General features: G+C 73.0%; 26 protein-coding genes. 20 read left to right on the plus strand and 6 right to left on the minus strand.

Annotation, left to right across the window (positions count from 1 at the left end):
• The first annotated feature begins 54 nt into the window (after window positions 1-54).
• Window positions 55-912, plus strand: coding sequence for an NAD(P)H-binding protein (locus EV284_RS18955; protein WP_130335653.1), 858 nt, complete (start codon window positions 55-57; stop codon window positions 910-912).
• Here EV284_RS18955 and EV284_RS18960 read toward each other — a convergent pair.
• Window positions 892-2,562: an allantoin permease gene (locus EV284_RS18960; protein ID WP_130335655.1), complete on the minus strand. Its 1,671-nt coding sequence runs from the start codon at window positions 2,560-2,562 to the stop codon at window positions 892-894. The genes EV284_RS18955 and EV284_RS18960 overlap by 21 nt on opposite strands.
• 370 nt (window positions 2,563-2,932) lie before the next feature.
• Between EV284_RS18960 and EV284_RS18965 the strand changes: the two genes are divergently transcribed.
• Window positions 2,933-3,130: a hypothetical protein gene (locus EV284_RS18965; RefSeq protein WP_130335657.1), complete on the plus strand. Its 198-nt coding sequence runs from the start codon at window positions 2,933-2,935 to the stop codon at window positions 3,128-3,130.
• Window positions 3,131-3,134: 4 nt separating this feature from the next.
• Here the strand turns inward: EV284_RS18965 and EV284_RS18970 are convergent, their stop codons facing one another.
• Complete coding sequence (locus EV284_RS18970) at window positions 3,135-3,536, minus strand: PPOX class F420-dependent oxidoreductase (RefSeq protein ID WP_130335659.1); 402 nt, start codon at window positions 3,534-3,536, stop codon at window positions 3,135-3,137.
• A 122-nt stretch (window positions 3,537-3,658) separates the two neighbouring features.
• On the opposite strand from EV284_RS18970, the gene EV284_RS18975 reads away from it, so the two are divergent.
• The 4 genes from EV284_RS18975 to EV284_RS18990 all read left to right on the plus strand — a co-directional run bounded on the left by EV284_RS18975 (window position 3,659) and on the right by EV284_RS18990 (window position 7,255).
• The gene (locus EV284_RS18975) at window positions 3,659-3,886 is read left to right on the plus strand and encodes a DUF5133 domain-containing protein (protein WP_130335661.1); all 228 of its coding nucleotides are present in this window, start codon (window positions 3,659-3,661) and stop codon (window positions 3,884-3,886) included.
• A 260-nt stretch (window positions 3,887-4,146) separates the two neighbouring features.
• Window positions 4,147-5,742 (plus strand): GAF domain-containing SpoIIE family protein phosphatase, encoded by a 1,596-nt coding sequence (locus tag EV284_RS18980; RefSeq protein WP_130335663.1) that lies wholly within the window; start codon window positions 4,147-4,149, stop codon window positions 5,740-5,742.
• Window positions 5,739-6,839 (plus strand): cobalamin B12-binding domain-containing protein, encoded by a 1,101-nt coding sequence (locus EV284_RS18985; protein ID WP_130335665.1) that lies wholly within the window; start codon window positions 5,739-5,741, stop codon window positions 6,837-6,839. Before EV284_RS18980 ends, EV284_RS18985 begins: the two co-directional genes overlap by 4 nt.
• The gene (locus EV284_RS18990) at window positions 6,836-7,255 is read left to right on the plus strand and encodes an STAS domain-containing protein (protein WP_130335667.1); all 420 of its coding nucleotides are present in this window, start codon (window positions 6,836-6,838) and stop codon (window positions 7,253-7,255) included. Before EV284_RS18985 ends, EV284_RS18990 begins: the two co-directional genes overlap by 4 nt.
• A gap of 3 nt (window positions 7,256-7,258) precedes the next feature.
• Here EV284_RS18990 and EV284_RS18995 read toward each other — a convergent pair whose 3' ends face one another.
• Both EV284_RS18995 and EV284_RS19000 read right to left on the minus strand, forming a co-directional pair.
• Window positions 7,259-7,660: an ATP-binding protein gene (locus EV284_RS18995; RefSeq protein WP_130335669.1), complete on the minus strand. Its 402-nt coding sequence runs from the start codon at window positions 7,658-7,660 to the stop codon at window positions 7,259-7,261.
• Between the two features lie 80 nt (window positions 7,661-7,740).
• Complete coding sequence (locus tag EV284_RS19000; protein WP_130335671.1) at window positions 7,741-8,127, minus strand: STAS domain-containing protein; 387 nt, start codon at window positions 8,125-8,127, stop codon at window positions 7,741-7,743.
• Window positions 8,128-8,321: 194 nt separating this feature from the next.
• On the opposite strand from EV284_RS19000, the gene EV284_RS19005 reads away from it, so the two are divergent.
• Genes EV284_RS19005 through EV284_RS19015 form a run of 3 tightly spaced genes read left to right on the plus strand, consistent with a single transcriptional unit; the run spans window position 8,322 to window position 10,305 of the window.
• The gene (locus EV284_RS19005) at window positions 8,322-8,744 is read left to right on the plus strand and encodes an RlpA-like double-psi beta-barrel domain-containing protein (protein WP_130335673.1); all 423 of its coding nucleotides are present in this window, start codon (window positions 8,322-8,324) and stop codon (window positions 8,742-8,744) included.
• 11 nt (window positions 8,745-8,755) lie between these two features.
• Window positions 8,756-9,379, plus strand: coding sequence for a cell wall protein (locus tag EV284_RS19010; RefSeq protein WP_207229070.1), 624 nt, complete (start codon window positions 8,756-8,758; stop codon window positions 9,377-9,379).
• Between the two features lie 23 nt (window positions 9,380-9,402).
• Complete coding sequence (locus EV284_RS19015; protein WP_130335675.1) at window positions 9,403-10,305, plus strand: MauE/DoxX family redox-associated membrane protein; 903 nt, start codon at window positions 9,403-9,405, stop codon at window positions 10,303-10,305.
• A 65-nt stretch (window positions 10,306-10,370) separates the two neighbouring features.
• On the opposite strand, the gene EV284_RS19020 is transcribed toward EV284_RS19015, so the two are convergent.
• Window positions 10,371-11,519: a PP2C family protein-serine/threonine phosphatase gene (locus EV284_RS19020; RefSeq protein ID WP_207229071.1), complete on the minus strand. Its 1,149-nt coding sequence runs from the start codon at window positions 11,517-11,519 to the stop codon at window positions 10,371-10,373.
• 161 nt (window positions 11,520-11,680) lie between these two features.
• Between EV284_RS19020 and EV284_RS19025 the strand changes: the two genes are divergently transcribed.
• Complete coding sequence (locus tag EV284_RS19025; RefSeq protein ID WP_130335679.1) at window positions 11,681-12,166, plus strand: MarR family transcriptional regulator; 486 nt, start codon at window positions 11,681-11,683, stop codon at window positions 12,164-12,166.
• 255 nt (window positions 12,167-12,421) lie between these two features.
• Complete coding sequence (locus EV284_RS19030) at window positions 12,422-13,927, plus strand: cryptochrome/photolyase family protein (RefSeq protein ID WP_130335681.1); 1,506 nt, start codon at window positions 12,422-12,424, stop codon at window positions 13,925-13,927.
• Window positions 13,928-14,002: 75 nt separating this feature from the next.
• Here EV284_RS19030 and EV284_RS19035 read toward each other — a convergent pair whose 3' ends face one another.
• Complete coding sequence (locus EV284_RS19035) at window positions 14,003-14,575, minus strand: DNA starvation/stationary phase protection protein (RefSeq protein ID WP_130336443.1); 573 nt, start codon at window positions 14,573-14,575, stop codon at window positions 14,003-14,005.
• A gap of 189 nt (window positions 14,576-14,764) precedes the next feature.
• Between EV284_RS19035 and EV284_RS19040 the strand changes: the two genes are divergently transcribed.
• From EV284_RS19040 to EV284_RS19085, 9 genes are all read left to right on the plus strand, one after another.
• Window positions 14,765-15,508 (plus strand): alpha/beta hydrolase, encoded by a 744-nt coding sequence (locus EV284_RS19040; protein WP_130335683.1) that lies wholly within the window; start codon window positions 14,765-14,767, stop codon window positions 15,506-15,508.
• A 158-nt stretch (window positions 15,509-15,666) separates the two neighbouring features.
• Complete coding sequence (locus EV284_RS19045; RefSeq protein WP_130335685.1) at window positions 15,667-15,969, plus strand: chorismate mutase family protein; 303 nt, start codon at window positions 15,667-15,669, stop codon at window positions 15,967-15,969.
• Entirely contained in the window at window positions 15,966-18,041 is a 2,076-nt protein-coding gene (gene pabB / locus EV284_RS19050; RefSeq protein ID WP_130335687.1) for an aminodeoxychorismate synthase component I, read from the plus strand. The genes EV284_RS19045 and pabB overlap by 4 nt, the downstream gene beginning before the upstream one ends.
• Complete coding sequence (locus EV284_RS19055) at window positions 18,038-18,910, plus strand: prephenate dehydrogenase/arogenate dehydrogenase family protein (protein WP_130335689.1); 873 nt, start codon at window positions 18,038-18,040, stop codon at window positions 18,908-18,910. Before pabB ends, EV284_RS19055 begins: the two co-directional genes overlap by 4 nt.
• A 176-nt stretch (window positions 18,911-19,086) precedes the next feature.
• The gene (locus tag EV284_RS19060; protein WP_130335691.1) at window positions 19,087-20,772 is read left to right on the plus strand and encodes a class I adenylate-forming enzyme family protein; all 1,686 of its coding nucleotides are present in this window, start codon (window positions 19,087-19,089) and stop codon (window positions 20,770-20,772) included.
• On the plus strand, window positions 20,769-21,419 hold the full coding sequence (locus tag EV284_RS19065; RefSeq protein ID WP_130335693.1) for a DsbA family protein: 651 nt from the start codon (window positions 20,769-20,771) through the stop codon (window positions 21,417-21,419). Before EV284_RS19060 ends, EV284_RS19065 begins: the two co-directional genes overlap by 4 nt.
• Before the next feature lie 101 nt (window positions 21,420-21,520).
• Window positions 21,521-24,148, plus strand: a complete 2,628-nt coding sequence (locus tag EV284_RS33305; protein ID WP_242625723.1) for an ATP-grasp domain-containing protein — start codon at window positions 21,521-21,523, stop codon at window positions 24,146-24,148.
• On the plus strand, window positions 24,145-25,404 hold the full coding sequence (locus EV284_RS19080; protein ID WP_130335695.1) for an MFS transporter: 1,260 nt from the start codon (window positions 24,145-24,147) through the stop codon (window positions 25,402-25,404). Before EV284_RS33305 ends, EV284_RS19080 begins: the two co-directional genes overlap by 4 nt.
• Window positions 25,401-26,606: an ATP-grasp domain-containing protein gene (locus tag EV284_RS19085; protein ID WP_130335697.1), complete on the plus strand. Its 1,206-nt coding sequence runs from the start codon at window positions 25,401-25,403 to the stop codon at window positions 26,604-26,606. Before EV284_RS19080 ends, EV284_RS19085 begins: the two co-directional genes overlap by 4 nt.
• The last annotated feature ends 36 nt before the right edge of the window (window positions 26,607-26,642 follow it).

Consider the following 26,642-nt stretch of genomic DNA (forward strand, 5'->3'; position numbering starts at 1 on the left):
ATATCAGTGTTACCGTTGAGGTGATTCCAGTGGAAACAAGCAACGGAGTACCTCGTGATCATCGTTACCGGCGCCACCGGCCGACTCGGCCGCCAGACCGTCGACCGCCTCCTGCACCGCGTTCCCGCCCACCGCGTCGGCGTCAGCGTCCGCGACCCGAGGAAGGCCGAGCCCCTTCTCGCGCGCGGCGTCCGGGTGCGGAAGGGCGGCTTCACCGACCCGGAAAGCCTCGCCCACGCCTTCGAGGGCGCCACCCAGGTGCTGATCGTCTCCGTCGACCAGTTCGGCGAGGAGGCCGTCCAGCGGCACCGGACCGCGATCGAGGCAGCGGTGAAGGCGGGCGCCCGTCGCGTCCTGTACACCAGCCACATGGCCGCGAGCCCCGCCTCCCGCTTCCAGGCGTGCCGCGACCACGCAGCCACCGAGGAGATCCTGCGGAGCTGCGGCGTGCCGTACACCGCGCTGCGCAACGGCTTCTACGCGGCGAGCGCCCTCCAGTTCCTCGGTCCCGCCCTCGACTCCGGACAGGTCGCGCTCCCCGAGGACGGCCCGGTGAGCTGGACCGCCCACGCCGACCTCGCCGAGGCCGCCGCCGCGATCCTGGCCGACGAGGGCGGTTTCGACGGGCCCACCCCGCCCCTCACCGCCACCCGGTCCCTCACCTTCGGCGACCTCGCCGGCCTCGCCGCCGGCATCACCGGCCGCCCCTTCACCCGCACCGTGGTGCCGGACGACACGTTCCGCCGGCACCTGGCCGGGGCCGGGGTCCCGGCCGACCGGGTGGAGGGCCTGATGGGGGTCTTCACCGCCGCCCGCGCCGGCGAGTTCGCCGCGCAGGACCCCACCCTCACCGCTCTGATCGGCCGCGCCCCCGTGGACCCGGCGACGGTGCTACGCGAGCGACTCGCCTGAGACGGGCAGCACATGGTCGCCGACCCGGTCCGTGCTCAGGCACAGGGAGCAGACCACGGCGCCGTGGGTGGCGCACGCCGTCACGTCGGGCCGCTCGTACGACTGGTGGCAGACGTGGCAGTCGTACGCCGTACCGCTCGGGTTGCCCTCCGTGTCCAGCAGGGGCTCCGGGATGCCGTCGTCCGTGCGCCGCAGGTAGTAACGGCCCTTGGTCACCACGGCCATCAGCGGGGTGGCCGCGAAGGCGATGACGGCGGCGGCGACGGGGGAGTACGGCTGGAGGGTGTCACCGAAGGCGTGGAAGTACATCGCGATCGACAGCCCGGACGCCGCGACGAAGGACACCACGCCCACGGGATTGACCGCGTGCAGCATGCCCCGGCGGAACTCCGGCGCGTGCGGGGAGAGTTTCAGCAGGTACTTGTTGACGCCGATGTCGGTGGCCACGGTGACGACCCAGGCGATGGCGCAGTTGGAGTAGAAGCCCAGGATGCCGTTGAGGAAGCTGAACATGTCGGCTTCCATCAGGACCAGCGCGAAGCCCAGGTTGACCAGCACGAAGACCATGCGGCCGGGATAGCGCCCGGTCAGCCGGGTGAAGGAGTTGGTCCAGGCGAGCGAGCCCGAGTAGGCGTTCGTCACGTTGATCTTGATCTGGCTGATCACCACCAGCACCACGGCCAGCGGCACGACCAGCCAGGACGGCAGCATCGCGTCGAAGGCGCCCTTGAACTGCTGGATGGGCTCGGGCGCGACCGACGGGCCGACCGAGGCCAGGATGTAGACGGCCAGGAAGACACCGATCGCCTGCTTCAGCGCGCCGAGCACCACCCAGCCGGGCCCGGCCATCACCACGGCCGTCCACCAACGCCGCTTGTTGGCCTCGGTCTTGGGCGGCATGAAGCGCAGGTAGTCGATCTGCTCGCCGATCTGCGCGATGAGGGAGAGGCAGACGCCCGCGCCGAGCAGCACGGAGGCGGTGTTCACGCCGCCGTCGCCGTCGGTGCCCGCGTAGGAGAGGAAGCGGTCGACCGTGCCCGGATCGGTGGCCACCAGGTACACCAGCGGCCCCACCATCAGCACCAGCCAGACCGGTGTCGTCCACACCTGGAGCTTGCTCAGTGCCTTCATGCCGTAGATCACCAGCGGGATCACCATCAGCGTGGAGAGAAGGTAGCCCAACCACAGCGGGAGTCCGAGGCCGAGCCGGAGGCCCTGGGCCATGATCGAGCCCTCGAGCGCGAAGAAGATGAAGGTGAAGCTGGCGAAGATGACGCTGGTGAGGACCGAGCCGTAGTAGCCGAAGCCGGAGCCGCGGGTGATCAGGTCCAGGTCGATGTTGTAGCGGGCTCCGTAGTAGGCGAGCGGGAAGCCGGTGACGAAGATGACGACGGCGGCCACCGCGATCGCCACCAGCGCGTTGCCGGTGCCGTGGGCCAGGCCGATGCCGGCGCCGATCGAGAAGTCGGCCATGTACGCGATGCCGCCGAGTGCCGTGGTGGCCACCACCATCGGGGTCCAGCGGCGGTAACTCCTGGGCGCGTAGCGGAGGGTGTAGTCCTCCAGCGTCTCCTTGGTGGCCTGGCTCGTGGCCGGTGTCGCCGGGCCTTCGGCCGTCTCTGCCGTGGGTCGTGACTCTGTCGCGCTCATGTCACGCCTCTCTCCGTACGGGTGCCGGGGGGAGACCTCCGTGTGGCAGCGCTGCCGGGCGGAGGCCGGCGGGCCAGGCTACGAAGCGCTTGTTTCCCCGGGGCCCCGCCCGGCGTGAACGGCCCGTTACGCGGAGCGGCTCGGCCGGGCGACCAGGCCGCGTCCCTGAGCGGCCGCCCGAAGGGCGCCGCCCCGGCCGGGGCCGGCACCGCCTCGGCGTGGACACCCGCGTCACGGCCCGTCGGCCGCCCGGCGCGCGCTCGCGCGGCGGGGGCACCGGAAAGGCACCGCACCTTCACAAGGGCCGCCCGCTGGCCCCGGGCGCGGCGGGCATCCGTACAGAGCCGTCTGCCGGGGAGGAGCCCCCACCGTGGCCATCGTCGCAATTCTGCTGCTGCCGGTCGTGACCGTACTGTTGTACGGGATGGACCGTACCGAGGACTGGCTCGCGCGCGGCCCGAAACCGGCCCGTCACGCCCGCGGCCGCCACCTGCGTCTGATCCACGGCGGCCGGCGGCAGGCGGCGGCCCCGGCCGGCCGCGGCGAGGCCGGCACCGAGGCCGCGTAGAACCTCAGCCGCGCGGGCCGCTGATCCGCTCGGGCTCGATGACGTAGATCACGCGCACCTGGTCCCGACCGCCGAACCACGGGTAGGGGCCGCCCAGGTACTTCCGCGCCAGCGCCTCGATGTGATCGACCGCACCCTCGGTGGTCACCCGCACCACCCGGCCGCGGATCTGCGTGTACGACGACGGGTCGGCCGGGTCGGAGACCGCGACGGCCACCCGCGGGTCCCGCGCGATGTTCCGGGTCTTCTGGTGGGACTCCACGCTGTTGATCAAAACGTGTTCGCCGTCGGTGTCCACCCAGGTCTGGGTGAGCTGCGGCGAGCCGTCGGGCATCGTCGTGGCGATGTAGCAGGTGCTGGCGCGGCGCAGCAGCGCGAGCAGATCCTCGCCGAGGGGTACGGGCACGGGGAGATCTCCGGCAGGTCGGGGGGCGATCGGGTGAAGAAACGAAGGTGTGTCTGAGAGGTCTCAGGGTAACCGGGTGCGTGTACGCCCCATGTGATAGCTGGTCAGAGGGAGAACCCGAGATGCTGATGGCCCACCCCGCCGTGCTGCAGAACCTGATCGAGCAGTACGACGCGCTGAGCGTCCTGCATGCCCAGGAGGGCAGTGCTGAAGTGCGGCAGCGGATGGACGACATCGCCTACACGCTGTGCGTCGCCACCGGCACCCGTGACATAGACACGGCGCTGATCGCGGCCCGGCACCGGCTGCCCGGCGCCCGTCCGCAGGACGACTCCCTGCTGCCCGCCTGACCGACGCCGCCCGCAGCGCGGTCGGCCGGTCAAGAGGTCGATTTGGTTGTGTGTGGCGAATATGTGTGGAAATCTGTCGGGCGTTGCACGTGGCCGGTGGATGCGAGACCGTTGTCATTGGTAAACGTTCTCGATCGACTGAGAGGTGGTGGAGCGCACGCTCGCGCTCCCCGAATGTGATTCCTTCTCCGGGTACACCCGATAGTCCGCAATCCGGCGGTGTCGCCGTAGACGCGGCGTGGAACCGCGCGCCCTGTCCCGTGCTGGCGGTCGACGCCGACGGGACCCTGATCGAGACGAACGAGGCGGCACGCCTCCTGATACCGCTTGTGCCGGGGGACTCCGTCACGGCGGCGGCCATGCCGGCCTGGCTCGCCGCCGCCGATCGCGCGCTGCGCCTGACGGGCACCCCGGCGGACGCCGTCTCGGGCGAGGTGGCCGGCCGCAGCTTCGAGGCGTACCCCTCCTTCTGCGACGACGGCACCGTGATGTGGTGGCTGCTGGAGGACACCGACCGCCGCCTCGCGGAGGAGGCGCTGCGCGGTGAACGCGAGCGTGCCGCCCTGCTCGCCGAGGTCTCCAGCGCCCTGCTGTCCTCGCTGAACGTCGAGCGGTGCATGACGGTCACCGCGCGGATGGCCGCGGGCCACCTCGCGGACGCGGCGATCATCGTCGGCCCCGCCCAGGGCCGCCGCCACCAGCTGACCTACGCGCGGGCGGACGGCGAGGTCACCCAGGCCATGCTCCCGGTCGAGCCGCGTTCGGTCGCCGGGCTCGCGGAGGCCCTCCAGGGCTTCCCGCCGGTCCCCGCGCGCTGGATCGACCCGGCCGAGCTGCCCGACTGGGCGATCCCCGAGGGCTTCGACGGCCCGATCGGCTCGGTCATCGTCACCCCGCTGCCGGGCCACGGCGTGCCCGCCGGCGTTCTGATCCTGCTGCGCTCCAGCACGCACCAGGCGTTCACGGACGGTGAGGAGGTCTTCGCGCGTCTCTTCGCGGCGCGGGCCGGTGTGGCGCTCTCCGCCGCGCGCCTGTACGCGGAACAGCGCTCGATCACCACCACCCTGATGCGGGAACTCCTGCCGCCGCGCCTGGAGCGCGTCCACGGCGTCGAGTACGCGGGTGCCTACCGGGCGGCACGGGACCACGAGCGGGTGGGCGGCGACTTCTACGACGTCCATCCCGGCACGGACGCGAGCGACGAGACGTTCGTCGTCCTCGGCGACGTCGCGGGCAAGGGGCTGGAGGCCGCCGTGCTCACCGGCAAGATCCGCAGCGTCCTGCAGGCACTGCTGCCGCTGTCCGGGGACCATCAGCAGGTGCTCTCCCTGCTCAACGGCGCGCTGCTCAACTCCCACCACACCCGCTTCGCCACCCTGGTGCTGGCGTCCGTCACCCGCCGCTCGGGCCAGGTCCGGCTCCGGCTGACCAGCGCCGGACACCTGCCGCCGCTGATCATCAGAAGCGACGGCCGGGTGGAGGAGGCTCCCACCCAGGGGCAGCTCGTGGGCGCCATGCCCGACGTCACCGCGCGTACCGCCCATGTGTCGCTCGCGCCGGGGGAGACCTGCCTGCTGTACACGGACGGCATCACGGAGGCGTCCGGCGGCCCGCTGGGCGATCAGTTCTTCGGCGAGGAGCGGCTGCGGGCGGCCCTCGGCCCGTGCGCCCGGATGCCCGCGGAAGCGGTGGTGGAACGGGTGCAGATGCTGGCGTCCCAGTGGCTGGGAGGTGGCCGCCACGACGACATGGCCACCCTCGCCATCACCAACCCGGCGGGCGGCCACGGCGCCCTGCACTCCGTCGGCGGCCACGGCGCCATCGGGGCCCGGCCCAAGGTGGGGGCCCGCCGATGACCACCGACGCCGGTGCGGCGGTCCAGGAGCGCGAGGCGCTGTCGGAGCGGCTGTGGACGGCCGTGATGGCCAAGGACGAGTCGGCCGCCGTGCGCGAGGTGTTCGCGGCGGCCGATGCGGGAGCGGCCCGGGAGACCCTGCTGCTTGAGGTGCTCGGCGGGGTGCAGCGCCGGGTCGGCACGGAATGGGCCGCCGACCGGATCAGCGTCGCCGAGGAACACGCGGCCACCGCCATCATCGACCGGGTCATCGCCGCCCTGGCCCACCGGGTCCCGGCGCCGGCCGGCGCGGGGGACAGACCCCGCATCACGGTGGCGTGCGTCGACGGCGAGTGGCACGTGCTTCCGGCGCGGCTGCTCGCGGAGGTGCTCACCGGGCGCGGCTGGCAGGTGGACTTCCTGGGCGCCCACACCACCACCCCCCATCTGATCGCCCACCTGCACGCGACCAACCCGGCGGCCACGCTGCTGTCGGCCTCGCTGCCCCTGCACCTGCCGAGCGCGCACACCGCGGTCACGGCCGTGCAGTCCGTCGGCATCCCCGTCATGGTCGGTGGCGCGGCCTTCGGCGCGGACGGCCGCTACGCCCGTCTCATCGGCGCCGACGCCTGGGCCCCCGACGCCCGCGCGGCCGCCTCTCTGCTGGCCGACGGCCTGATCCGCCCCGAGCCGACGACGCGGCAGCAGGTCGACGACCTGCCGCACCTCTCGGACCAGGAGTACACGCTGATCAAGGGCAACCGGTTCGCCCTCGTACGGCAGTCCCTCGCGGCTCTGGAGGACCGCTGGCCCGGCATGCGCGCGTACACCGAGGCGCAGCGCGAGCGCACCGCCGAGGACCTCGCGCACATCGTGGACTTCCTGGCCACCGCCCTCTATGTGGACGACACGGAGCTGTTCACCGGCTTCGTGAGCTGGACCGCCCAGATCCTCCAGGCCCGCGGGGTGCCCCCGCACAGTCTGCGCACCGGTCTGGACATCCTGGCGGGGGAGCTGCACGACTTCCCCCGCGCCCTCGGCTTCCTGAAAGCGGCCGCCGAGGCGATCCCCGCGACGCCCACCACCCGACCCCGCCCCGGCCCAGGAAAGACGGCATGACCCTCCACCAGCCCGTCGGCCTCTCCGTCACCGTCGAGACCGTCGACGCGCGCGCGATACGGCTGACACTCCAGGGAGTCCTGGACTTCGAGTCCGCGGACGAGTTCCTCGACATCGTGAACCGGACGCTGGACGCGCACGTCCTGGAGCACGGCACGGCGCTGCGCGAGATGCACCTGAACTGCGCGGGCGTGCGGCTGGTCGACTCCAGCGGGCTGTCCGCCCTGCTCACGCTGCGGCGGCGGACCCATCCGGCGGGTGTCACCCTGCACCTGCGGCACCGGCCGGTGCAGCTGACCCGGATGCTGGCGCTCACCGGCACCGCCGAGTACCTCGCGGCCGGCCCGGACGGTACCGCCGAAACCGCCGGGCCGGGCGGGGAACTCACCGACGGCGCCGAGTCCACGTCGTCCTGAGCCTCACCGCTCCGAGGCCGGCCGCTCCATGCGGTCTCCGGTGGGCAGCTTCCACCACGCGGTGATCGTCTTGCCCCGTGCGGTGGGCGCGACGGCGGTGTGGTCGCTGAGCTTCTCCACCAGCCCGAGGCCCAGCCCCCCTCGGCCGTCCAGGGGCGGATTCGGGCGCGGGGTCGGCAGCTCGGGGCTGTCGTCGGTGATCTCCAGGATGAGCTGCCCCTCCTCCAGTCTGAGGACGAGCGACCAGGTGCCGTCGGGGGTGTGCCGGACGGCGTTGGTGACCAGCTCGCTCACGACGATCTGCACCGCCTCCGCGTCGGCGCCGGGACAGTGCGCGTCCAGGTACGCCGCCGCGAGCCGACGTGCGTCGGCCGGTGACGATGCCTGGGAGTGTGCGGTGAACATGAGCCCCTTTCGCACGGGCGTGCTTTCCCTGCGCGTGCCCCCGCCCGGACGGTGCACGCCGGTGAGGGGGATGGAGCCGCTCACGGCCGCGCCTGACGCGGCAGCGTGGACAGGGCGGCACGCGCCGACTCCAGGTCGGGATGCGAGGGCAGCAGACGGTCCGCGCCGGTGAGTTCGAGCAGGCGCCGTACGGTGACGTCCCCGCCGAAGATGCCGACGTTCCGGCGCCGCGCCGTGCGCAGCAGATGGTTGAGCAGCGACGAGTCGCAGAAGCCGACTTCCCGCAGGTCGAACACGAGCGGCCCGGTCCAGCGGACCAGGGCGTCCTCGGTGGCGTCCTCCACCGTGTCCAGTTCGTCGGGGTCGAGGTGGCCGCGCAGGCCGATGACCCAGAGTTCCCCGTCGGCCCGCGAGTACGCCACTGCCGGGGGGATCACTTCCTCGAATGTCTGACCGCGCTTCACCATGAGGCCATGGTGCCGTACGGGGTCCACCGCGTCACAGTCCAGGGTGTTTCCAGCCGGGACGCATCACGCTGGGAGGTCGTGCACGTGCTCTATGCAACCCGCGTAGACGCGCGCATCATGAAAGCGCTCCATCGCTCCATCGCTCCACCCCATCCCAGGTTTGTCATGTACCTGCAATAAGGGAGGACTGCACGATGGCTTGCGGATCGACCAGCCTCTGGGCCGGTGAGACCAGTTGGTTCTGCTGTGGCAACTCATGGGGGCCCTGCGGCAGCGCGGGCGGCGGCGCCTGCGGAAACTGCCAGTCCAGCGCGCACCACGGCGCCTGGCCCAACGCCTCGGCGGCGTGCTTCAGCATCACCCGCCCCGACCTCTGCGGCGAGAACATCCCCCGGCGCGGCTGCGGTTCGGTGATGAACGTCCGGCACCAGTGCTCCGGCGCGACGGTGTGCATCACCATCACCGACTGCGGCCCCCGTACCAAGGACTGGTGCGGCGAGGCGACCTGCTGCAACGGCGCCTGCCGCACCAACCGCGTGCTCGACCTGACGCCGGCCGCCTTCTCGGCGATCGGCAACCTCAGCTCCGGCAAGCTCCCCGTCTACATCTACGAGTGAGGAGGCCCGACATGAACGCACGGAACACCCCGGGAGTGCCGTCCGAGGGGATGCGCCGCCGCCGCTTCCTCACCACCGCCGCCCTGGGCGGCGCGACCATCGTCGGCGCCGGCGCACTGGGCGGACTCGACGCCGACGCGGCCTTCGCCGCCGAACCCTCCCTCGATCCGGCCATCGCCAGGTCCTCCTTCGTGGAGGGCAGGATCACCGGCATCACCGGCAGCGTGCTGGAGGTGGCCGGTTCCGGTGGCGGCCACGCGCGCGTGCAGATGACCAACGTCACCAGCGTGTGGAAGGTCCGGCCCACCACCGCCGAGGTCATCGAGATCGGCGACGGACTCTACGCGCGCGGAGTGCCCATGCCCGACGGCACGGTGGCGGCCGACGCGGTCTGGGTCAACATCGTCAACCTCGACACCACGATCCGGGGCATCGCGAAGAACCGGGTCCACCTCGCCCACGGACAGCACGAGGTCGTCGGCAACCTCCTCGCCGACACGGGCGCCTCCTACGCCGGGCGTGGGCTGACCTCCGACCTGTCCCGGCTGCGCATCGGGCAGAGCGCCCAGGTGCTGGGCGCCTGGCGGCCGGCCGACGACTCGGTGGACGTCGTCCGTATCTCCGTAGGGCACTGAGGCGGATGTGGGGAGAGGCGCAGATGCTGTCACTGATCACGGGACTCCTCCCGCTCCTCCTCGCCGGGCTGCTCGCCTGGACCGGCGCGGGCAAGGCACTCGGCCCGGACGTGGTCCGTACGGCCCCGAAGACCGCGCTGGCCCGGCTGCTGAGCAGCAGCGAGCGGGCCGTCCTGGTGCTGCGTGCCACCGGGTGGGCCGAACTGCTCCTGGCCGGGGCTCTGCTCGCCGCACCCGGCAGCGCGCTGCCAGGGGCGGCCACCGCCGTCCTCGGGGCCGGATTCCTCGGCTATCTCGGCTACGGCCGGGCGCGGGCCCCCCAGGCGTCCTGCGGCTGCTCCGCGAGCGAGGACACGCCGGTCACCCGGCGCGCCTTCGCCCGTGCCGGGGGCGTCCTGGTGGGCGGTCTCACGGCTGCCCTGGCGCGCCGCACCTGGTGGGACGCGCTCGGGGCCCGGCCGGTGGCCTCGGCCGTCGTGCTGGCCGTGGGCGTGCTGGTCCTGTTCGCCCTCTCGGCGGACCTGGACCGCCGGCTGGTGCTGCCCCTGCGCCGCACCCGGCTGCGCGTGTTCGGCCACCCGCTGACCGGCCGGGGCGGGGCGCGCCAGGTCCCGGTGGCCGCCAGTGTCGAGCTGCTGGAGAACTCCCTGGCCTGGCACACCACGTCCCCCGTGGTGCGCTCCGCGCTGCTGGACCACTGGGAGAGCGAGGGCTGGCGCATCCTGCACTACTCCGGCGTCCACGGCGAGGGCGAGGCGGCCCGTCCGGTGGCGGTCCTGTTCGCCCTGGACGCCACCGCCGGCCGCGACACGCCCGGCGACCCGGTGATCCGCGTCAGTTATGTCGACGCGGACACGGGGGTGCCGGTGGCCGACGAGGAACTGCGCGCGGCCCCGGCCCGCCGCTCGCTGCGCCTCGTGGAATAGGGGGCGGCCCGGTGCGGCCGCCGTACACGGCGGTCACACCGGGCCGATGCCCGGGACAAGGGGCCTCAGCGGCCGTGCCAGTCCAGGCACACCACCAGCGCGTCGTCGTCCGGCGCCGGAGTGCCCCGGTGCCCGGCCAGCTCGCGCAGCACCGCTCCGGGCACCTCCGACGCCGGGAGCAGCCGGGTGGCCTGGATGGCCCGCGTCAGCGCCCCGTCCCCGTACGGCTCGCCCTTGGGCGAGGTGACCGCGTACACGCCGTCGCTGACGAAGACCAGCCGGTCCCCGGGCTCCACCTGGAGCTCCTGCGCGACGTAGTCGGTCTCCTCGAACATGCCGAGCGGCAACTGCGCCTCGAAGCCGACGTGCTCCACGGCGCCGTGGCGCAGCCGGAGCAGCTGCGGGCACCCCGCGTCCACCACCCGCGTGCGGCCGGTGGCGAGGTCGAAGTCCAGCATCAGCGCCGACAGATAACGGTGCCCCCGGTACTGGGCGTACACCGCCTGGTCCGCCAGGGCCGCCTGGTCGGCGAGCGGGAGGTCGGCCCGACGGGCGTTGCGCAGCGCGTTGACCGCCAGGTTGGTGAGCAGCGCGGCCTCTATGCCCTCGCCCATGCCGTTGGAGACGTACAGGGTGAGCCGGTCCGCCGTGGACGACCAGTCGTAGTTGTCTCCGTGCATGGCGTACGCCGGTTCCAGCTGCGCGCCGAGTTCGAACTCGGGCAGGGAGCAGGAGTGGCCGGGCAGGAGTTGCCACTGCATCTCGGCGGCCAGGGTGAGCCGGTCCTGGCGCCGGGCCTGGAGGTACAGGTCGGTCTCGCGGTCGGCGACCAGCACCTCGTGCCCCAGCACCTGGGCGATCTCGGCCAGCTCGGGCAGCGCCGCGCGGGTGTCCTCGGTGTCGGGCAGGGTCACCGTGAGCACGCCGAGCCGGTCCCCGTGCACGCTGACGGGCAACTGCACCCGCAGCCGGTGGTCGACCAGGCTCTCCAGGAAGGGTTCCTGGGCGCCGAAGGCACGGCCCGCGGGGCCGTTGCGCAGGGAGACCGGGGGCAGCGTGTGCGGCGGGGTGGTCACCGGCTGGAGCATGGTGAGGCTGTAGTCGGCCAGCAGGAACTCCACGGCCTCGGCCGCGTAGAGTCCGGCCAGCTCCCGGCGGACGGTGTCGGCCAGGGCGTAGGGAGGCGCCGTGCGCAGCGCCCGCTCGACAGCCATGAATCTGTTCACGATCGTAGGTATGCCAATCTTTCACCCGTGAGAACGCCACGCCCGCCCCGTGATGGGCCGAGTGGTGGACGTATCGTGCCGTCTTCCTGGATATTTAGGACCGTCTTGCCTGCTAGTAGGCTGTGGGTCGTCCCCGTACCTGCGAGAGTGTGACCGTGACGAACTTCCACCCCCGCCCCGAACCCGTCGAAGTCGCGCGTGTGACCTCCACGGCCGCGGAACTGCTGGAAGTCCTGTGGGGCCGGGCATCCACGGCTCCCGCCTCGGCGTCCCAGTTGCGCGTCCTGCTCATCCTGGAGCACCAGGAGGGCATCAACCTGCGGACTCTTGCGGACCACCTGGCCTCCACCCCGCCCTCGACCAGCCGCCTGTGCGACCGGCTCCAGGCCGCGGGGTTCGTCGAGCGCGAGCTGAGCCGGACCGACCGGCGCGAGGTGCGCCTGTACCTCAGCGGCCGGGGCCGCGCCTTCCTCACGGACCTGCGGGCCCGGCGCGAGGAGACGCTGCGCTCGGTGCTGGAGCGGATGTCGGTCGGGGACCGCAGCGCCCTGCTCATCGGCCTGGAAGCGTTCTGCGCGGTCGCGTCGGAGCAGATACACGGGTACGAGGAGTCCCCCGGCTCCCGGACCGCCTGAGCGAACCGGGCCGCAGCCGACAGGGCTGCCGAGGATCGAGGCCGGCGACCGGCGGCCGGTGAACGGAGCGGCCTCCGCCGACCGGAACATTCCTGATCCTTCCCCTCCTGCTGTGACACCGGATACTTTCTTGCCTCATGGTCATAGTTGTCAAACGGCAAGTGTTTCACGCGACGGTCATGAGATCCACGCCACATGGATACACCCCCGCCTGCGCGGTCCGCCGCATCAAGCCCTGATCGAGGAGTGGCCGCGATGACCGATCGGCACTGGCTGTTCGGAGATCAGCTCGGCCCCCACTTCCTCACCCCCGGCCCGGACGGACCCGCCCATGACGCCCCCGTGGTGCTCATCGAGGCGCGCTCGGTCTTCCGCCGCCGGCGCTTCCACCGGGCCAAGGCCCATCTGGTCCTCTCCGCGATGCGTCACCGGGCCGCCGAACTCGGCGACCGCGTCCGCTACGTCCGTGCCGAGACCTACCGCGAGGGCCTGCGCGAGGCGGTGGGCGCCGGCCGCGTCACCGTCCACCACCCCACCTCGCGCGCCGCCCTCGGCCTGGTCCGCTCGCTGGAGAAGGTGCGCGTGCTGCCCGCCCGCGGCTTCCTGTTCCCGCAGGACGCCTTCCGCGCCTGGGCCGACGGGCGCGGCGGCCGCCGGCTGCGCCAGGAGGACTTCTACCACTGGGTACGCCGTGAGCTGGACCTCCTCGTGGACGGCGGCGAACCCGCCGGCGGCCGCTGGAACCACGACCACGACAACCGCGAACCGCCGCCGAAGGGCGCCCGCACCCTCGACGCGCCGAAGCCCTACCGGCCCCGCGAGGACGAGATCGACGACGAGGTCCGCGCCGACCTCGACCGCTGGGAGCGCGAGGAGGGCATCAGCTTCGTCGGCCGCGACGGCCCGCGCCGTTTCCCGGCCACCCGACGCGAGGCGCTGGCCGCGCTGCGCCGCTTCACCGGACACCGGCTCGCCGGGTTCGGCCCGCACGAGGACGCCATGCTCGCCGCCGACCCGGTGATGAGCCACAGCCTGCTCTCCTCCTCCCTCAACCTCGGCCTGCTCGACCCGGCCGAGGTGGTCACCGCAGCCGAGGAGACCTGGCGGGCGGGCGAGGCGCCCCTCGCCAGCGCCGAGGGGTTCATCCGGCAGGTCGCGGGCTGGCGCGAGTACGTGTGGCAGCTCTACTGGTACTTCGGTGAGGACTACCGGAACCGCAACGCCCTCGGCGCCCGCACCCCGCTGCCCGACTGGTTCCTCGAACTCGACTCCGACGCCGTCACCGCCCGGTGTCTGTCCACCGCCCTCGCCCAGGTCCGCGACACCGGCTGGACCCACCACATCCCGCGTCTGATGCTGCTCGGCAGCCACGCCCTCCAGCAGGGCTGGGAGCCGCGCGCGGTCACCGACTGGTTCCACCGCTGCTTCGTCGACGGCTACGACTGGGTGATGCTGCCCAACGTCGTCGGGATGTCCCAGTACGCCGACGGCGGCCGGATGACCACCAAGCCGTACACCTCCGGTGGGGCCTACATCCACCGCATGAGTGACTTCTGTGGTGGCTGCGCCTACAAACCGGGAGACCGCACCGGCGAGCGGGCCTGCCCGTACACCACCGGCTACTGGGCCTTCGTCCACCGCCACCGCGACCTGCTGGCCGCCAACAACCGGACCTCCCGCGCCGTCCAGGGCCTCGACCGCCTCGGCGACGTGGAGGAGGTCCTGCGCACGGCCCGCGACCGGGGCGACTCGCCGCCCTGACCCCCGGGTACGAAAACGCCGCGCGCCGCGACCCCAGGAGGGGCAGCGGCGCGCGGCGTTTTCCGTACCGGCGGCTCAGCTCACCTTGGCGCCCTTGGCGGCCGCCTCCTTCTCGGAGTGCACGTCGTGGGTGGCGAGAGTGCCGCGGGCGCTTTCCAGGTGGGCCCGGACGAACCACTGGAACTGCTCCAGGTCGCGGAGCTGCCCGATCAGAAGGTCCTCGGTGGCGGGGTCGATCTCGCCCGCCTCCTTGACCGCGGCGCGTACGCCCTCGATCACGCCGGTGTAGACCACGTCGAGCGCGGCGAGGTGCGCGATGGCGTCACCCCGGCCGATGGAGTAGTCGTCCCAGGTGCGCTCGGCCACCAGCGAACCCGGCGTGCCCTGGGCGACACCGCCGAGGGCGGCGGTCCGCTCGGCCACGTCGTCGGCCATGTCACGGACCCGGTCGACCTGCGGATCGATCATCTCGTGGACGGCGATGAAGTGCGGCCCCACGACGTTCCAGTGCACGTGCTTCAGCGTGAGATGGAGGTCGTTGAGCGCGTGCAGACGGAGGCGGAGCAGACCGATGAGCTTCCCGGCCGCCTCACGTTCGAGGCCCGGAACGGTGTACTTCGGGGTCAGATCCTTGGTCTGGGTGGTCATCATTCACCTCTGTCATCACGGTGAGAAGTCCTTGCCTGAGCACATGTGCCCCGGTCCGACCCTCTCAGACGTGCTTTTGCCCCGCCCGTCGCAGTAGGCGGAACGGGCGCGTCCGACCAAACCGCGCGCCGAGCGGCTACGGATTCCAGGTGACGATCCCGTACGACCGCCCGAAGGGAAGGCGCCCCGTTGAGAGTTCACAGCGACGGCCCGGACGAGACGACGCGCCCGCAGGGCGGCGAGGGCGCGGAGGGCCCGGAGAGCGCGCTGGTGGTCCGATACGCCCCCAAGGCCCCGAAGGCCGCGGTGCTCACCCTGCACGGCGGCCGGGCCGAGGACGTCTCCGTCAGCCGGCCCTGGCACCTCGCCGCGCTGCGCATGCGCCCCGTGCTGCGCGCCGTCGCCACCGGGCTGCCGCCGGACGGCATCGTGCTCGGCGAAGTGCGCTACCGGCACCGGGGCTGGAACGGCGGGGCCGCCGCCGACGACGTGCTGCGCGCCCTCGGCGAACTCCGCGAGCGATTCGGCCCGCTGCCGGTCGTGCTGGTCGGCCACTCCATGGGGGGCCGGGCCGCCCTGCACGCGGCCGCGGACCCGGCGGTACGCGGTGTGCTGGCGCTCGCCCCCTGGCTGCCCGCCGCGGAACCAGCCGTCCACCTGCGCGGACAGCGGGTGGTGGTGATACACGGCGACGCCGACCGGATCACCGCCGCCGACGACTCGGTGGACTTCGTGCTGCGGGCCCGCACGGCCGGCGCGCACGCCGGGATGATCATGATCGCCGGGGCGGAGCACGCCATGCTGCGCCGCCTGCCCACCTGGCACCGGCTCGCCACCGAGATCGTGGCCGACCTGCTGCGCGACCACCCCGCGAAGGACGGCACGGTCGCCGAGGCCACCGCACCCGGAGCGCCGGCCTTCCTGCGCGTCTGACCCCTCCGCGCGGCCTCCGGGGCCCGCCGACATGTCCCGCTTGTCCCCGTATCGATCCCCGCACTGTGTGCACTGCGGTGATCCGAGCTATCGGGCCGGTGGCGGGCCGAGCCCGGCGGCGGGCACATTCGGACCGTGGACAGGCGGGAGGGGCAGCCATGGGGGAGAGGCCGACAACCGGCGTCACCATCGAGGACCTTCGGGCGGAGCTCGACGCGATCGACGAACGTTTCCTGGACGAACTGCGCGCCCGGATCGAGAAGTGCGTGGAGATCGGCCACTTCAAGCGGGAGCACGACGTGCCGATGATGCAGCCGCACCGTATCGGCGTCGTCCAGGAACGCGCCGCGCGCTACGGCGAACGGCACGGCATCGACCGGGAGTTCCTGCGGAAGCTGTACGACCTCGTGATCGAGGAGACCTGCCGCGTCGAGGACCGGGTGATCGGAGGTTCCTCGTGAGGACCTTGCTCATCGACAACTACGACTCCTTCACCTACAACCTCTACCAGTTGCTCGGCGAGGTGAACGGCCGGCCGCCGGTCGTCGTCCGCAACGGTGCCGACTGGTCCGCCCTGCGGCTGGAGGAGTTCGACGCCGTCGTCATCTCGCCCGGCCCCGGACGTCCGGACCGGGAGCGGGACTTCGGCATCAGCGCCCGCGCCATCCTCGACAGCGGACTGCCCGTCCTCGGCGTCTGCCTGGGCCACCAGGGCATCACCCATCTGTTCGGCGGCACGGTCGCCCTCGCGCCCGAGCCCATGCACGGCCGCATCTCCGCCGTCCACCACAACGGCACCGACCTCTTCGCCGGACTCCCCACCCCCTTCGACGTGGTCCGCTACCACTCGCTCGCCGCCACCGACCTGCCCGGTGAACTCGAGGCCGTCGCCTGGACCGGGGACGGCGTGATCATGGGCGTGCGGCATGTGTCCCGGCCGGTGTGGGGCGTGCAGTTCCACCCCGAGTCCATCAGCAGCGAGTACGGCCGCGACCTGCTGCGCAACTTCCGCCGCCTGGCGCTCGCCCACCGGGTCACCGGCGCGAGCGGCTCCCGGTACACCGTGCACACCCGGCACATCGGTCTCCAGCCCGACACCGAGGCCGCCTACCGCGCCCTCTTCGCCGGAGACGCCCACAGCTTCTGGCTGGACAGCGGCGCCGTCATCGAGGGTCTGTCCCGCTTCTCCTTCCTCGGTGACGGACGCGGCCCGCTCGCCGAGTACGTCAGCTACCGGGTCTCCGACGGCGGTGTCACCGTCCGCAGCCCCGGCCGCGCCGACGACGAGGGCGAGATCGTCGAGCAGGGCTTCTTCGAGTACCTCGACGAACAGATCCGCACCCGCGCCGTCCCCGTACCGGCCGGGCTGCCCTTCGAGTTCAACCTCGGTTACGTCGGCTACCTCGGCTACGAACTCAAGGCGGAGACCGGCGGGCAGGCCGTGCACAAGTCCGCCACCCCGGACGCGGCCATGCTGTTCACCGACCGCATGCTCGCCGTCGACCACACCGAGGGCGTCAGCTACCTGCTCGCCCTCTCCGCCGACGGCGACGACCGCGACGCCCTGCGCTGGCTGGACGAGACCGAGGCGCGGCTGCGCGCCCTGCCCGCCCCCGGCACCGCACCGGACACCCCGGCCCGCTTCACCGGCATGACCGACCCGGACGCCAGTGACCTCCTTCGGCTCCGGCACGGCAAGGACGCCTACCTCGACCGGGTCCGGCAAAGCCTTGCGGAGATCCGGCAGGGCGAGACGTACGAGGTCTGCCTGACCAACTCCGTCGTCATGGACGTGCGCATCGACCCGCTCACCACCTACGCGCGGCTGCGCCGGCTGAGCCCGGTGCCGTACGGGGCGCTGCTCGACTTCCAGGGCGTCGCCGTGCTCAGCGCCTCGCCCGAGCGGTTCGTCACGGTCGGCACGGACCGGGTCGCCGAGTCCAAGCCCATCAAGGGCACCCGGCCGCGCGGGGCCACCCCGGCCGAGGACGAGGAACTGCGGCAGGACCTGCTCAGCCAGGAGAAGGACCGCGCCGAGAACCTGATGATCGTCGACCTGATCCGCAACGACCTCAACTCGGTCTCGGAGGTCGGGTCCGTGCACGTACCGAGCCTCTTCCACGTGGAGACCTACGCGCCCGTCCACCAGCTCGTCTCCACCATCCGGGGCACGCTGCGGCCGGAGGAGACGGCCGTCTCCTGTGTCCGGGCGGCCTTCCCCGGCGGCTCGATGACGGGGGCGCCGAAGCTGCGCACCATGGAGATCATCGACCGGCTGGAGGAGGGGCCGCGCGGTGTCTACTCCGGGTCACTCGGCTGGTTCGCGCTGAGCGGGGCCGCCGATCTCAACATCGTCATCCGCACGCTCGTCGCCACGCCGGAGCGGGTCGCGTTCGGGGTGGGCGGGGCGATCGTGGCCCTGTCGGACCCGGAGGAGGAGTTCGAGGAGACGGTCGTGAAGTCGCGGGCGATGGTGACGGCCGTACTGGAGACGGCGCTCGAGGCCGGCACGTCCACGGGGAGCCGGTCGTGACCCGGCGGGCCGTCGTCGTCGGCGGGGCCGGGGCCGTGGGGCGGCTGTTCACCGAGCGGCTGCTCGAAGCGGGCACCGAGGTGACCGTCGTCGATCCCGCCGACGCGCCGGTGTCCGGCACGGCACGGCGGATGCGCGGCGACATCACCGACCCCGGCCCGGCGCTCACCGCCGCACTCGGCCGGGCCGACCTCGTCGTCCTCGCCGTGCCCGAGCCGGTGGCGCTCGCCGCGCTGCCCGGCCTGGCCGGTGCGCTCGCGCCGGGCGCGGTGCTCGCCGACACCCTGTCCGTGAAGCAGGCCGTCACCCGCGCCGTACGCGCACACGTCCCCGGGGTCCAGGCGGTGGGCCTCAACCCGATGTTCGCCCCCGCGCTCGGCTTCGCCGGCCGGCCGGTCGCCGCCGTGGCCGTCCACGACGGACCCGGCGTCGCCTCGCTGCTGGAGCTGATCGAGGGGTGGGGCGCCACGGTGGTACGCGTCGACGCCGCCGAGCACGACCGGCTCGCCGCCGCCTCCCAGGCGCTCACCCACGCCGCCGTCCTCGGCTTCGGGCTGGCGCTGGCCGGTACGGGGGTGTCCGCCGCCGACCTGCGGCCCGTGGCCCCGCCGCCCGCGACCACGCTGCTCGCCCTGCTGGCCCGGATCGCCTCCGGCACCCCGGAGGTCTACTGGGACGTCCAGTACGCCAACGCCGAGGCCGGGGCGGCCCGCAAGGCGCTGGCCGAGGCGGTGCACCGGGTCGCGGACACCGTGGAGCACGGCACCGAGGCCGACTTCGCCGCCCTCCTCGGCGAACTCCGTGCCTATCTGGGCGACGACCTCGCCCACCACCGCGACACCTGCGCCCGGCTCTTCGCACAGCCCTAGCGGGTGTCCCGCCGACCACGCCGGGCCCGCGCCCGACCGGCAGCACACCCCCCGGCGACCTGTCGCCCGAGCACCACCCGCGACGGCAGGTCCCGGCGATCCCGTCCACGGCCCGCGCGGCACCGGCGGCGAAGACCTCGTCGCACCCTGCCCGAACCCTGTCCGAGAGGTTGTCCATGACCACGTTCGCCCCGACCGTCCTCACCCCCGAACAGCGGACCGCGCTCGCCGCCGACCCCGCCATCGGCGGCGGCAACCTGCTGCGGGCCGCGCTGGCCGCCAGCCCCCACCCCGACCTGCCGTTCCTGCGCTCCAGCCGCCCGATACCCGTGCCCTCGGGGGAGGAGCGCGAGGAGTTCAGCCTCGCCGAGTTCGACGCGCTGGCCCAGAGCTGGTCCGCCTGGTACCTCGCCCAGGGCGTGGGCCCCCGCGACCGGGTCGCCGTCTGGTTCGAGGACTCCCTCGCCTACTCCCTGCACTTCTACGCCCTCGCCCAGATCGGCGCGGTCGCCCTGCTGATCAACTCCAACGCCCCGCAGGCCATCGCCACCTCGCTGATCGAGCAGACCACACCCGTCGGCCTCTACGCCGACCGGGCCCGCCTGGACCGGCTCGGTTCCAGCGTGGCGGACCTCGGCCTGCGCTTCACCGTGTCCGTCGAGGAGCTGCCCGCCCCGCCGGCCGCGCCGCTCCCGGACTCCGCCTACTGGCACCACCACGACGACGACCCGGTGACGATCCTGCACTCCTCCGGCACCACCGGCCGTCCCAAGCCGACCATCCACACCCACAAGTCCATCGTCTCCGGGCCCAAGTTCCGCCTGGTCGACCACACCGAGCACCCCGGCGCCCTGATGATGACCGCGTTGCCCCAGTCGCACCTGGGCTGCATCGCGTACACCGTGTACGCGGTGCTCGGGGGCACCCCGATCGTCGCCCTCAGCGACCGCAGCGGCCCCGGACTCGCCGCCGCCGTCGGCAAGTACCGGCCCACCTCGGTGATGTCCTTCGCGCACGCCTACGCCGAACTCGCCAACACCGAGCCGGAGCCGGGCGCGCTGGACTCCGTGCAGGCGTGGGTGTCCATCGGGGACGCCGTGCACCAGGCCCACATCACCAAGGTGCTCTCCATGCGCAGCCCCGGCCTGGAGCCCGCCGCCTTCCTGGACCGGCTCGGCACCACCGAGCTGGGCTGGGGCGTGCTGCTCAAGGCCCGCACCCTGGACAGCGAGCGCCACGACCGCTGTGCGGGCAAGCCGGTCGGCGTCGCCGAGGTCGCCATCCTGCGCAAGGACGGCAGCCACGCCGAGGACGGCGAGGTCGGCTTCCTCGCCGCCAAGGGCCCCGCCATCACGCCCGGTTACTGGGGCGACTCCGACCTCACCTACCGCTTCAAGCTGTCCGGCTACTGGCTGCCCGGCGACATGGCCTACCGCGACGGCAACGGCGACTTCTTCCTCGTCGACCGCGCCGCCGACGCCATCGAGACCGAACAGGGCACGGGCTACTCGGTGTTCATGGAGGAGGTCATCCTCAACGACGTCCCCGACACCGGCGACGTCGCCGTGGTCGCCGGGCACCGCGACGGGCGGACCGTGCCGGTCGCCGTCGTCACCGTCGGCCAGTCGGTCGCCGACCCCGACCCCGAGAAGCTGCTCAGCCAGGCCAACGAGGCGCTGCGGGCCGCCGGGCACCCGGTGCTGGGCCTGCTGGAGATCGTCCCGGAAGAGACCGGTCTGCCCGTGGGTGTCACCGGTAAGGTCCTCAAGCGGCAACTGCGCGAGCAGTACGCCGAGCTGACCGCCTACGTCCGTGACCGCGACGGCGCGCTCATCGCCGTCCATGAGGAGCCCACCGCATGACCGCAGACACGCCCGCCACCGCGCCGGCCTCCGGCGCCGGTACGGACACCGCCAAGGTCGACTTCTACTTCGACCCGGCCTGCCCCTTCGCCTGGATCACCTCCCGCTGGATCCTCGAGGTGCAGCGGCACCGCCGACTGGACCTGAACTTCCGGGTGATGAGCCTGTACGTCCTCAACGAGGGACGCGAACTGCCCGACTGGTACCGCGAACTGGTCGACAACTCCCTCGCCCTGATCCGGATCGTCACCGCCGCCGCGCACCACCACGGCGACGAGGTGCTGCCGGGCCTGTACGAGGAGTTGGGCACCCGCATCCACAACGGCGGCGACAAGGACTACCTGGCGGTCGCCGCCGAGGCCCTCGCCGCCCGCGGCCTGCCCGACTCGCTGCTGGCCGCCGCCGACACCGACGCCTACGACGAGGAACTGCGCAAGAGCCACCACGAGGGCATGGACCCGGTCGGCGAGGACGTGGGCACGCCCACCATCCACATCGACGGCGTCGCCTTCTTCGGCCCGGTGCTCAACTCCATCCCGCGCGGCGAGGAAGCCGCCCGGATCTTCGACGGAGCCCGCGCGCTGGCCAACTACCCGGACTTCTTCGAGCTGAAGAGGACCCGGACGGGCAGTCTCCGCTTCGACTGAGACGCGCCCCGGCGGTGGCCGGGCCGCCTCCCGCCGGCGGCGGAGCGGCCCGGCCACCGCGCACCATCGACATCGGCAACGACATTCGGGGGGAACGGGAGATGGACGAGCCGCAGCGAAGAGAACAGCGCCCGCCCGCCTTCGTACTGGCGGGATCGTTCCTGGTGGTGTGCCGGTCACCGGCCTACCTGGACGAACTCGCCCGGCGCGGCCTGAAGATCCTCCTCATCACCCCCGCCGGCGCCCGCGACGAGGCGCTGGCCCGCGCGGCCGACCCGGCCCATCCGGCCGCCGGCATCCACGACTTCGCCTTCGTCGACGGCGACCCCGGCCGCGACAACTCCTTCCTTCCCGGCGCGGTGGCCGCCGCCCTGCGCTGGCGCGAGGAGTACGACATCGTCGGCGCCTGCGCGGTGGGCGAGACCCAGGTCGAACCGGTCGGGCTGCTCGCCGACGCCCTCGGCGTGCCGGGCCCCGGCCTGCGGGCGAGCCGCGCCTGCCGCAGCAAGTACCTCCAGCGCTGGTACCTGCCCGAGTACGGTCCGGCCGTCATCGTCGTACCGCCCGGGGAGCGGGACCGGGTCGACGTCGCCTCGCTGGGCTACCCGGTCGTGTTCAAGCCGGCCGGACGGCACTCGAGTTCCGGGGTGGAGAGCGTCGACGGGCCCGCCCGGCTGCGCGAGCTGCTCGCCGGGCACCCGGCGTACGAGACGGTGCTCGTCGAGGAGAAGGTCGCCGGTCAGGAGTTCTCCGTCGAGTCCCTCGTCCAGGGCGGCCGGATCGTCTTCGCGTCCGTCACCCGCAAGGACACCACCGACACCCACGCCCCCACCTTCGTGGAGCTGTCCCACACCGTGCCCGGCGACCGCCCCGACCACGCCGAGACGCTGCTCACCGCCAACGCGAGCGCCCTGGAAACCCTCGGCTTCCAGGACGGCGTCGCCCACGCCGAATGGCGGATCGGAGCCGAGGGGCGGCCCGTACTCATGGAGGTCGCCGCCCGGCCGCCCGGCGACGGACTGTGCGTGCTGTACGAACTGGCCACCGGGGCCTCCCTGGAGCGGCAGATCATCCGGATCGCCCTCGGCGAGCCCGTCACCTACCCGGCGCCCACCCGTTTCGCCCGCCAGGTCTACCTGGAGCACACGCCCGGCATCCTGCGGGACGTGACCGTGGACGGCTTCGGCGTCGCGCCCGCCTGGGTGGGCGAACGCGGACTCTGGCCGCACCTCGAACCCGGCCCGCCGGACGCCCCGCCCACCCTGCGCGCGGTCCTCGTCCACCAGGACCGGGGTGCCCGTCTGGGCGAGCTGCACAGCTCCGAGGACCGTGCGGTCTCCTTCCTCATCGACGCGCCGACCGTCGACGGACTCGACGCCCTGGAGGCGGAGGTGCGTGCCGCCGTCACCGTCGACACCGGGCCCGAGGCGCTCCCGGAGGCGTCCGTCACCCATGTCCTCGTCGGCTACAGCCCCGTGATGCTCGGCAAGCTCGACGGCCTCCTCCCGGTCGGCTCCGTGCTGGTGCTGGAGGAACCCGACGTCATCGAGGCCCGCGGGCTCGCCGGGCTCGGTGACCGCCACGCCTGCGTGGCCGCGCTGCTGCCCGCGCCCACCCAGGACGAGGCACACCCCGAGCGCCTCGTCCGTGCCGTCCCCCGGCCGCCGCAGGTCCGCGCGGTCGTCCCCGTCGTCGAGTACGGGGTGGTCACGGCCGCCGCGCTCGCCGAGGAGTGGGGGCTGCCCGGCGCGGGGGTCAAGGCGGCCCACCTGCTCCGGGACAAGGGCCTGCTGCGGGCCGCGCTGACCGGTACCGGCATCCCCCAGCCCGACTGGACGCCCGCCAGCGGCCCCGAGACGGTCGCCGCCTTCCGCGCCGCCCATGGCGGAGAAGCCGTCCTCAAGCCCGCGGGCCGCCAGGCCAGTCTCGGCGTCCAGCTCCTCGGCCCCGACGACGACGTCACCGCGGCCTGGGCCCACACCACCACCGCCGACGAGCCGACCCTGCGCGCCCGCCACCGCGAACCCGCCCGCTACCTGGTCGAACAGCGCCTGCACGGGCCGGAGGTGAGCGTGGAGGCCGTCGTCCACGAAGGCGTCGTCGGCTTCCTCAACGTCACCGCCAAGACCGTGCGCGACTCCCGGCACCCCGTCGAGACCGGCCACACCGTGCCCGCCCCGCTGCCCGAGGACACCGAGGCCGACCTGCGCCGGTCCCTGGTGCGGCTCGCCCAGAGCATCGGCTTCCGCTCCGGCATCCTGCACTCCGAGTGGCTGCTCGCCGGGCCGGACGGACGCCCGCACCTGATCGAGTGCGCCGGGCGGATGCCGGGCGGCGGCATCACCGTCCTCATCGACGAGGCGTACGGCACCGACATCCTGAGCTGCCTGCTCCGGGTACTGGAGGGACGCGGGCCCGTGGAGCCCCGGCCCGCCCTCAAGGGCGCCGCCGTACGCTTCCTCACCCCGCCGCCCGGCCGGGTCGCGCGGGTGTCCGGCGCCGAGCGGGCGCGGGAGGCGGAGGGGGTGCACATGGTGCACCTCGGCGTGGAGCCGGGAGCCGTGGTGCGGCCCGTCACCAGTTCGTGGGAGCGCGCCGGGTTCGTCATCGCCACCGCCGAGGAGGGACCGGCCGCCGCGCGGCGGCTCGCCGAGCGGGCGGCCGTGCTGATCGACATCGCCACCGAGCCCGAGGCCGGACCGGAGTCCGTGCCGGGGGAGGAGGGATGAGCCGCTCCTTCTGGCGCGCCTACGTCCCCGCCACCCCCAACGGCCGTGCCTTCGCGGTCATCTCGCTGGTCAACGCGATCGGCACCGGCCTGTACCTGGCCGCGTCCGCGGTGTTCTTCGTCCGCTCGGTGGGACTGACCCCGGCCGAGGTCGGTACCGGCCTCGCCATCTCGGGCGTCGTCGGCTTCCTGACCACCGTGCCGATCGGCGCGGCGGGGGACCGGTTCGGCGCCCGGCGCACCCTGATCGCCCTCCAGGTGTGGCGCGCGGGCGGCTTCGCGCTGCTGTGCCTGGTGCACGGGCTGCTCGGCTTCACGCTCGTCTCCTGCGCGCTCGCCGCCGCCGAGGCGGCCACCCAGCCGATGACCCAGGCGGTCGCGTCCGCGACGGTGGCGGGCGCCGACCGCACCCGCACCATGGCCATCATCCGCACCGTGCGCAACGCCGGGTTCTCCGTCGGCGCGCTGCTCGCCGCGCCGCTGCTGACGGCCGACAGCGTGTGGCCGTACCGGGCCATCGTGCTGGGCACCGCCGCCGCCTTCGTCCTCTCGGCCCTCATGCTGAGCCGGCTCCGGCTCGACGGCGCCGACACCGTGCAGCGCAAGATGGGCCCGCTGGACGCGGTCCGGCGTTTCCGGGACTGGCGGTACGGGCTCCTGACCGTCCTCAACGGCTTCCTCAACCTGCATGTGACGATCCTGTCCGTGGGCTTGCCGCTCTGGGCGCTGAAGGCCACCGAGATGCCCGCGGGGGCGCTGCCCTTCCTGGTGCTGGTCAACACCCTGCTGTCGATCGTGCTCCAGGTCCCCGTCGCCCGGATCGCGGAACGCCCGGACGGTGCGGCGCGCTCGCTGCGGCTCGGCGGGCTGGCCCTCACCCTGTGCTGTGCCGCCCTGGCGGTGTCCGGCGCCCCCGACTCGGCCTGGGCGGCGGCCGCCGTGCTCGGGGTGGCCTGCGTGCTGCTGACCTTCGGCGAGATGTGGCAGGCCACCGGCGGCTGGGAACTGAGCTACGCGTGCGCCCCCGAGGACCACAAGAACGTCTACCTCTCGGTGTTCAGCCTCGGCGGCACCGGCCAGCGCATCGCGGGTCCCGCGCTGATCACCTCCGTCGTGATCGCCGGGGGTCCGCTCGGCTGGGTCGGCCTCGGGGCCGCGTTCGCCCTGGCCGCACTGCTCGTCACCCCCGTCACCCGCCTGCTGCGCACGCCGCCGCCCGCCGACATGGCGGCCCCCGTGGAGAGGACCGTGTCATGACCGCGCCGAGGGAACTGCTGCTGGCCGGCGTCGGCACGATGGGCCGCCCGTACCTGGAGGCCGCCGCCCGGCTGGGCGTACGGGCCCGCGCGCTGGAGTCCACCGCGACCTGGGAGCACCGCCCGACCGCCCTCGCGGAGCGTTTCTACCGGGTGCCCGGTGGCCACGAGGAGTCCTGGGCCGGCGCGGTCGCGGCCGCCGTGGCCGAACGGGTGCCGGACGGCCTGATCGGCTTCGCCGAGCCCCAGGTCGTCGGCGCGGCCCTCGCCCAGCAGCGGCACGGACTGCGCGGGCCCTCGCTGCACGCGGCGGTCGTCTCCCGCAACAAGGCGCTGCAACGCGCCCTGTTCGGCGCGCACGGCGTCCCGCAGCCGGAGTACCTGCACGTGGCCCGGCTCGGCGAGGCCCGTGACTGGATGCTCCGGCGCCTTCCCGTGGTGGTCAAACCGCTGAGCCTGTCCGGCAGCCAGGGCGTCGAGCTGATCCGCACCCGGGAGGAGGCCGAGGAGGTCGTCGCCCGTCGTGACGGAGAGGGACAGCTCCTCGTCGAAACGGCCGTCGAAGGGCCCGAGTTCAGTTGGGAGGCCCTGGTCTGCGGGGGCGAGGTCCTCTTCGGGAATGTCACCGCCAAGGAGACCACCCCACCGCCGTACTTCGTCGAACTCGTCCACCGCTGCGGGCACGACCTGGGACCCGAAGCCGCCGCCCAGGTCGAGGAGTTGACCTCAGGTGTGCTCCACGCCCTCGGCATGGACACCGGCCTGGTGCACCTGGAGTTCCGGATGGGCGCGGCCGGGCCGGTACTGATGGAGGTCGCCGTCCGCACCCCCGGCGACTATCTGCCCGACGCGATCGGCCTGACCTACGGCTTCGACCTGTACGAGGCCATGGTGCTGCTGTCGGTCGGCCTGCCCCTGCCCGCCCTGCCCCAGCGGCCGGTGTCCCATGCCGCCACGGTCTTCCTCACGGCCCCGCCCGGCACCCTCACCGGGATCGGGGGACTGGACGAGGTGCGGGCGCACCCGGCGGTCGTCCGGGTACGGCCGCGCAAGGGGGTGGGAGACACCGTCCAGCCGCTCACCTCGTCCGCCCGGCGGCTCGGGCATGTACTCGTCGACGCCGGGTCGCCCACCGAGCGGGAGGACGCCGTGAAGTTCGTCCGGGAGACCCTGCGCTTCACCGTGACCCCTCAAGTGCCGTAGCCGGAAGGGCCTTTCCGGTGGCGCGCCCCACCGCGA

The sequence above is a fragment of the Streptomyces sp. BK022 genome (genome assembly GCF_004217355.1).
Lineage (GTDB): Bacteria > Actinomycetota > Actinomycetes > Streptomycetales > Streptomycetaceae > Streptomyces > Streptomyces griseoluteus.

Excerpts from the sequence above, each read along its gene's own strand:
- EV284_RS19065 (WP_130335693.1), top strand. The coding sequence starts at position 20,769 with ATGACCGCAGACACGCCCGCCACCGCGCCGGCCTCCGGCGCCGGTACG.
- EV284_RS18985 (WP_130335665.1), top strand. The coding sequence starts at position 5,739 with ATGACCACCGACGCCGGTGCGGCGGTCCAGGAGCGCGAGGCGCTGTCG.
- EV284_RS19085 (WP_130335697.1), top strand. The coding sequence starts at position 25,401 with ATGACCGCGCCGAGGGAACTGCTGCTGGCCGGCGTCGGCACGATGGGC.
- EV284_RS19005 (WP_130335673.1), top strand. The coding sequence starts at position 8,322 with ATGGCTTGCGGATCGACCAGCCTCTGGGCCGGTGAGACCAGTTGGTTC.
- EV284_RS19015 (WP_130335675.1), top strand. The coding sequence starts at position 9,403 with ATGCTGTCACTGATCACGGGACTCCTCCCGCTCCTCCTCGCCGGGCTG.
- EV284_RS18975 (WP_130335661.1), top strand. The coding sequence starts at position 3,659 with ATGCTGATGGCCCACCCCGCCGTGCTGCAGAACCTGATCGAGCAGTAC.
- EV284_RS19030 (WP_130335681.1), top strand. The coding sequence starts at position 12,422 with ATGACCGATCGGCACTGGCTGTTCGGAGATCAGCTCGGCCCCCACTTC.
- EV284_RS19020 (WP_207229071.1), bottom strand. The coding sequence starts at position 11,519 with ATGGCTGTCGAGCGGGCGCTGCGCACGGCGCCTCCCTACGCCCTGGCC.
- EV284_RS19045 (WP_130335685.1), top strand. The coding sequence starts at position 15,667 with ATGGGGGAGAGGCCGACAACCGGCGTCACCATCGAGGACCTTCGGGCG.
- EV284_RS19080 (WP_130335695.1), top strand. The coding sequence starts at position 24,145 with ATGAGCCGCTCCTTCTGGCGCGCCTACGTCCCCGCCACCCCCAACGGC.
- EV284_RS18960 (WP_130335655.1), bottom strand. The coding sequence starts at position 2,562 with ATGAGCGCGACAGAGTCACGACCCACGGCAGAGACGGCCGAAGGCCCG.
- EV284_RS33305 (WP_242625723.1), top strand. The coding sequence starts at position 21,521 with ATGGACGAGCCGCAGCGAAGAGAACAGCGCCCGCCCGCCTTCGTACTG.
- EV284_RS18990 (WP_130335667.1), top strand. The coding sequence starts at position 6,836 with ATGACCCTCCACCAGCCCGTCGGCCTCTCCGTCACCGTCGAGACCGTC.
- EV284_RS19000 (WP_130335671.1), bottom strand. The coding sequence starts at position 8,127 with ATGGTGAAGCGCGGTCAGACATTCGAGGAAGTGATCCCCCCGGCAGTG.
- EV284_RS18995 (WP_130335669.1), bottom strand. The coding sequence starts at position 7,660 with ATGTTCACCGCACACTCCCAGGCATCGTCACCGGCCGACGCACGTCGG.
- EV284_RS19060 (WP_130335691.1), top strand. The coding sequence starts at position 19,087 with ATGACCACGTTCGCCCCGACCGTCCTCACCCCCGAACAGCGGACCGCG.
- EV284_RS19035 (WP_130336443.1), bottom strand. The coding sequence starts at position 14,575 with ATGACCACCCAGACCAAGGATCTGACCCCGAAGTACACCGTTCCGGGC.
- EV284_RS19010 (WP_207229070.1), top strand. The coding sequence starts at position 8,756 with ATGAACGCACGGAACACCCCGGGAGTGCCGTCCGAGGGGATGCGCCGC.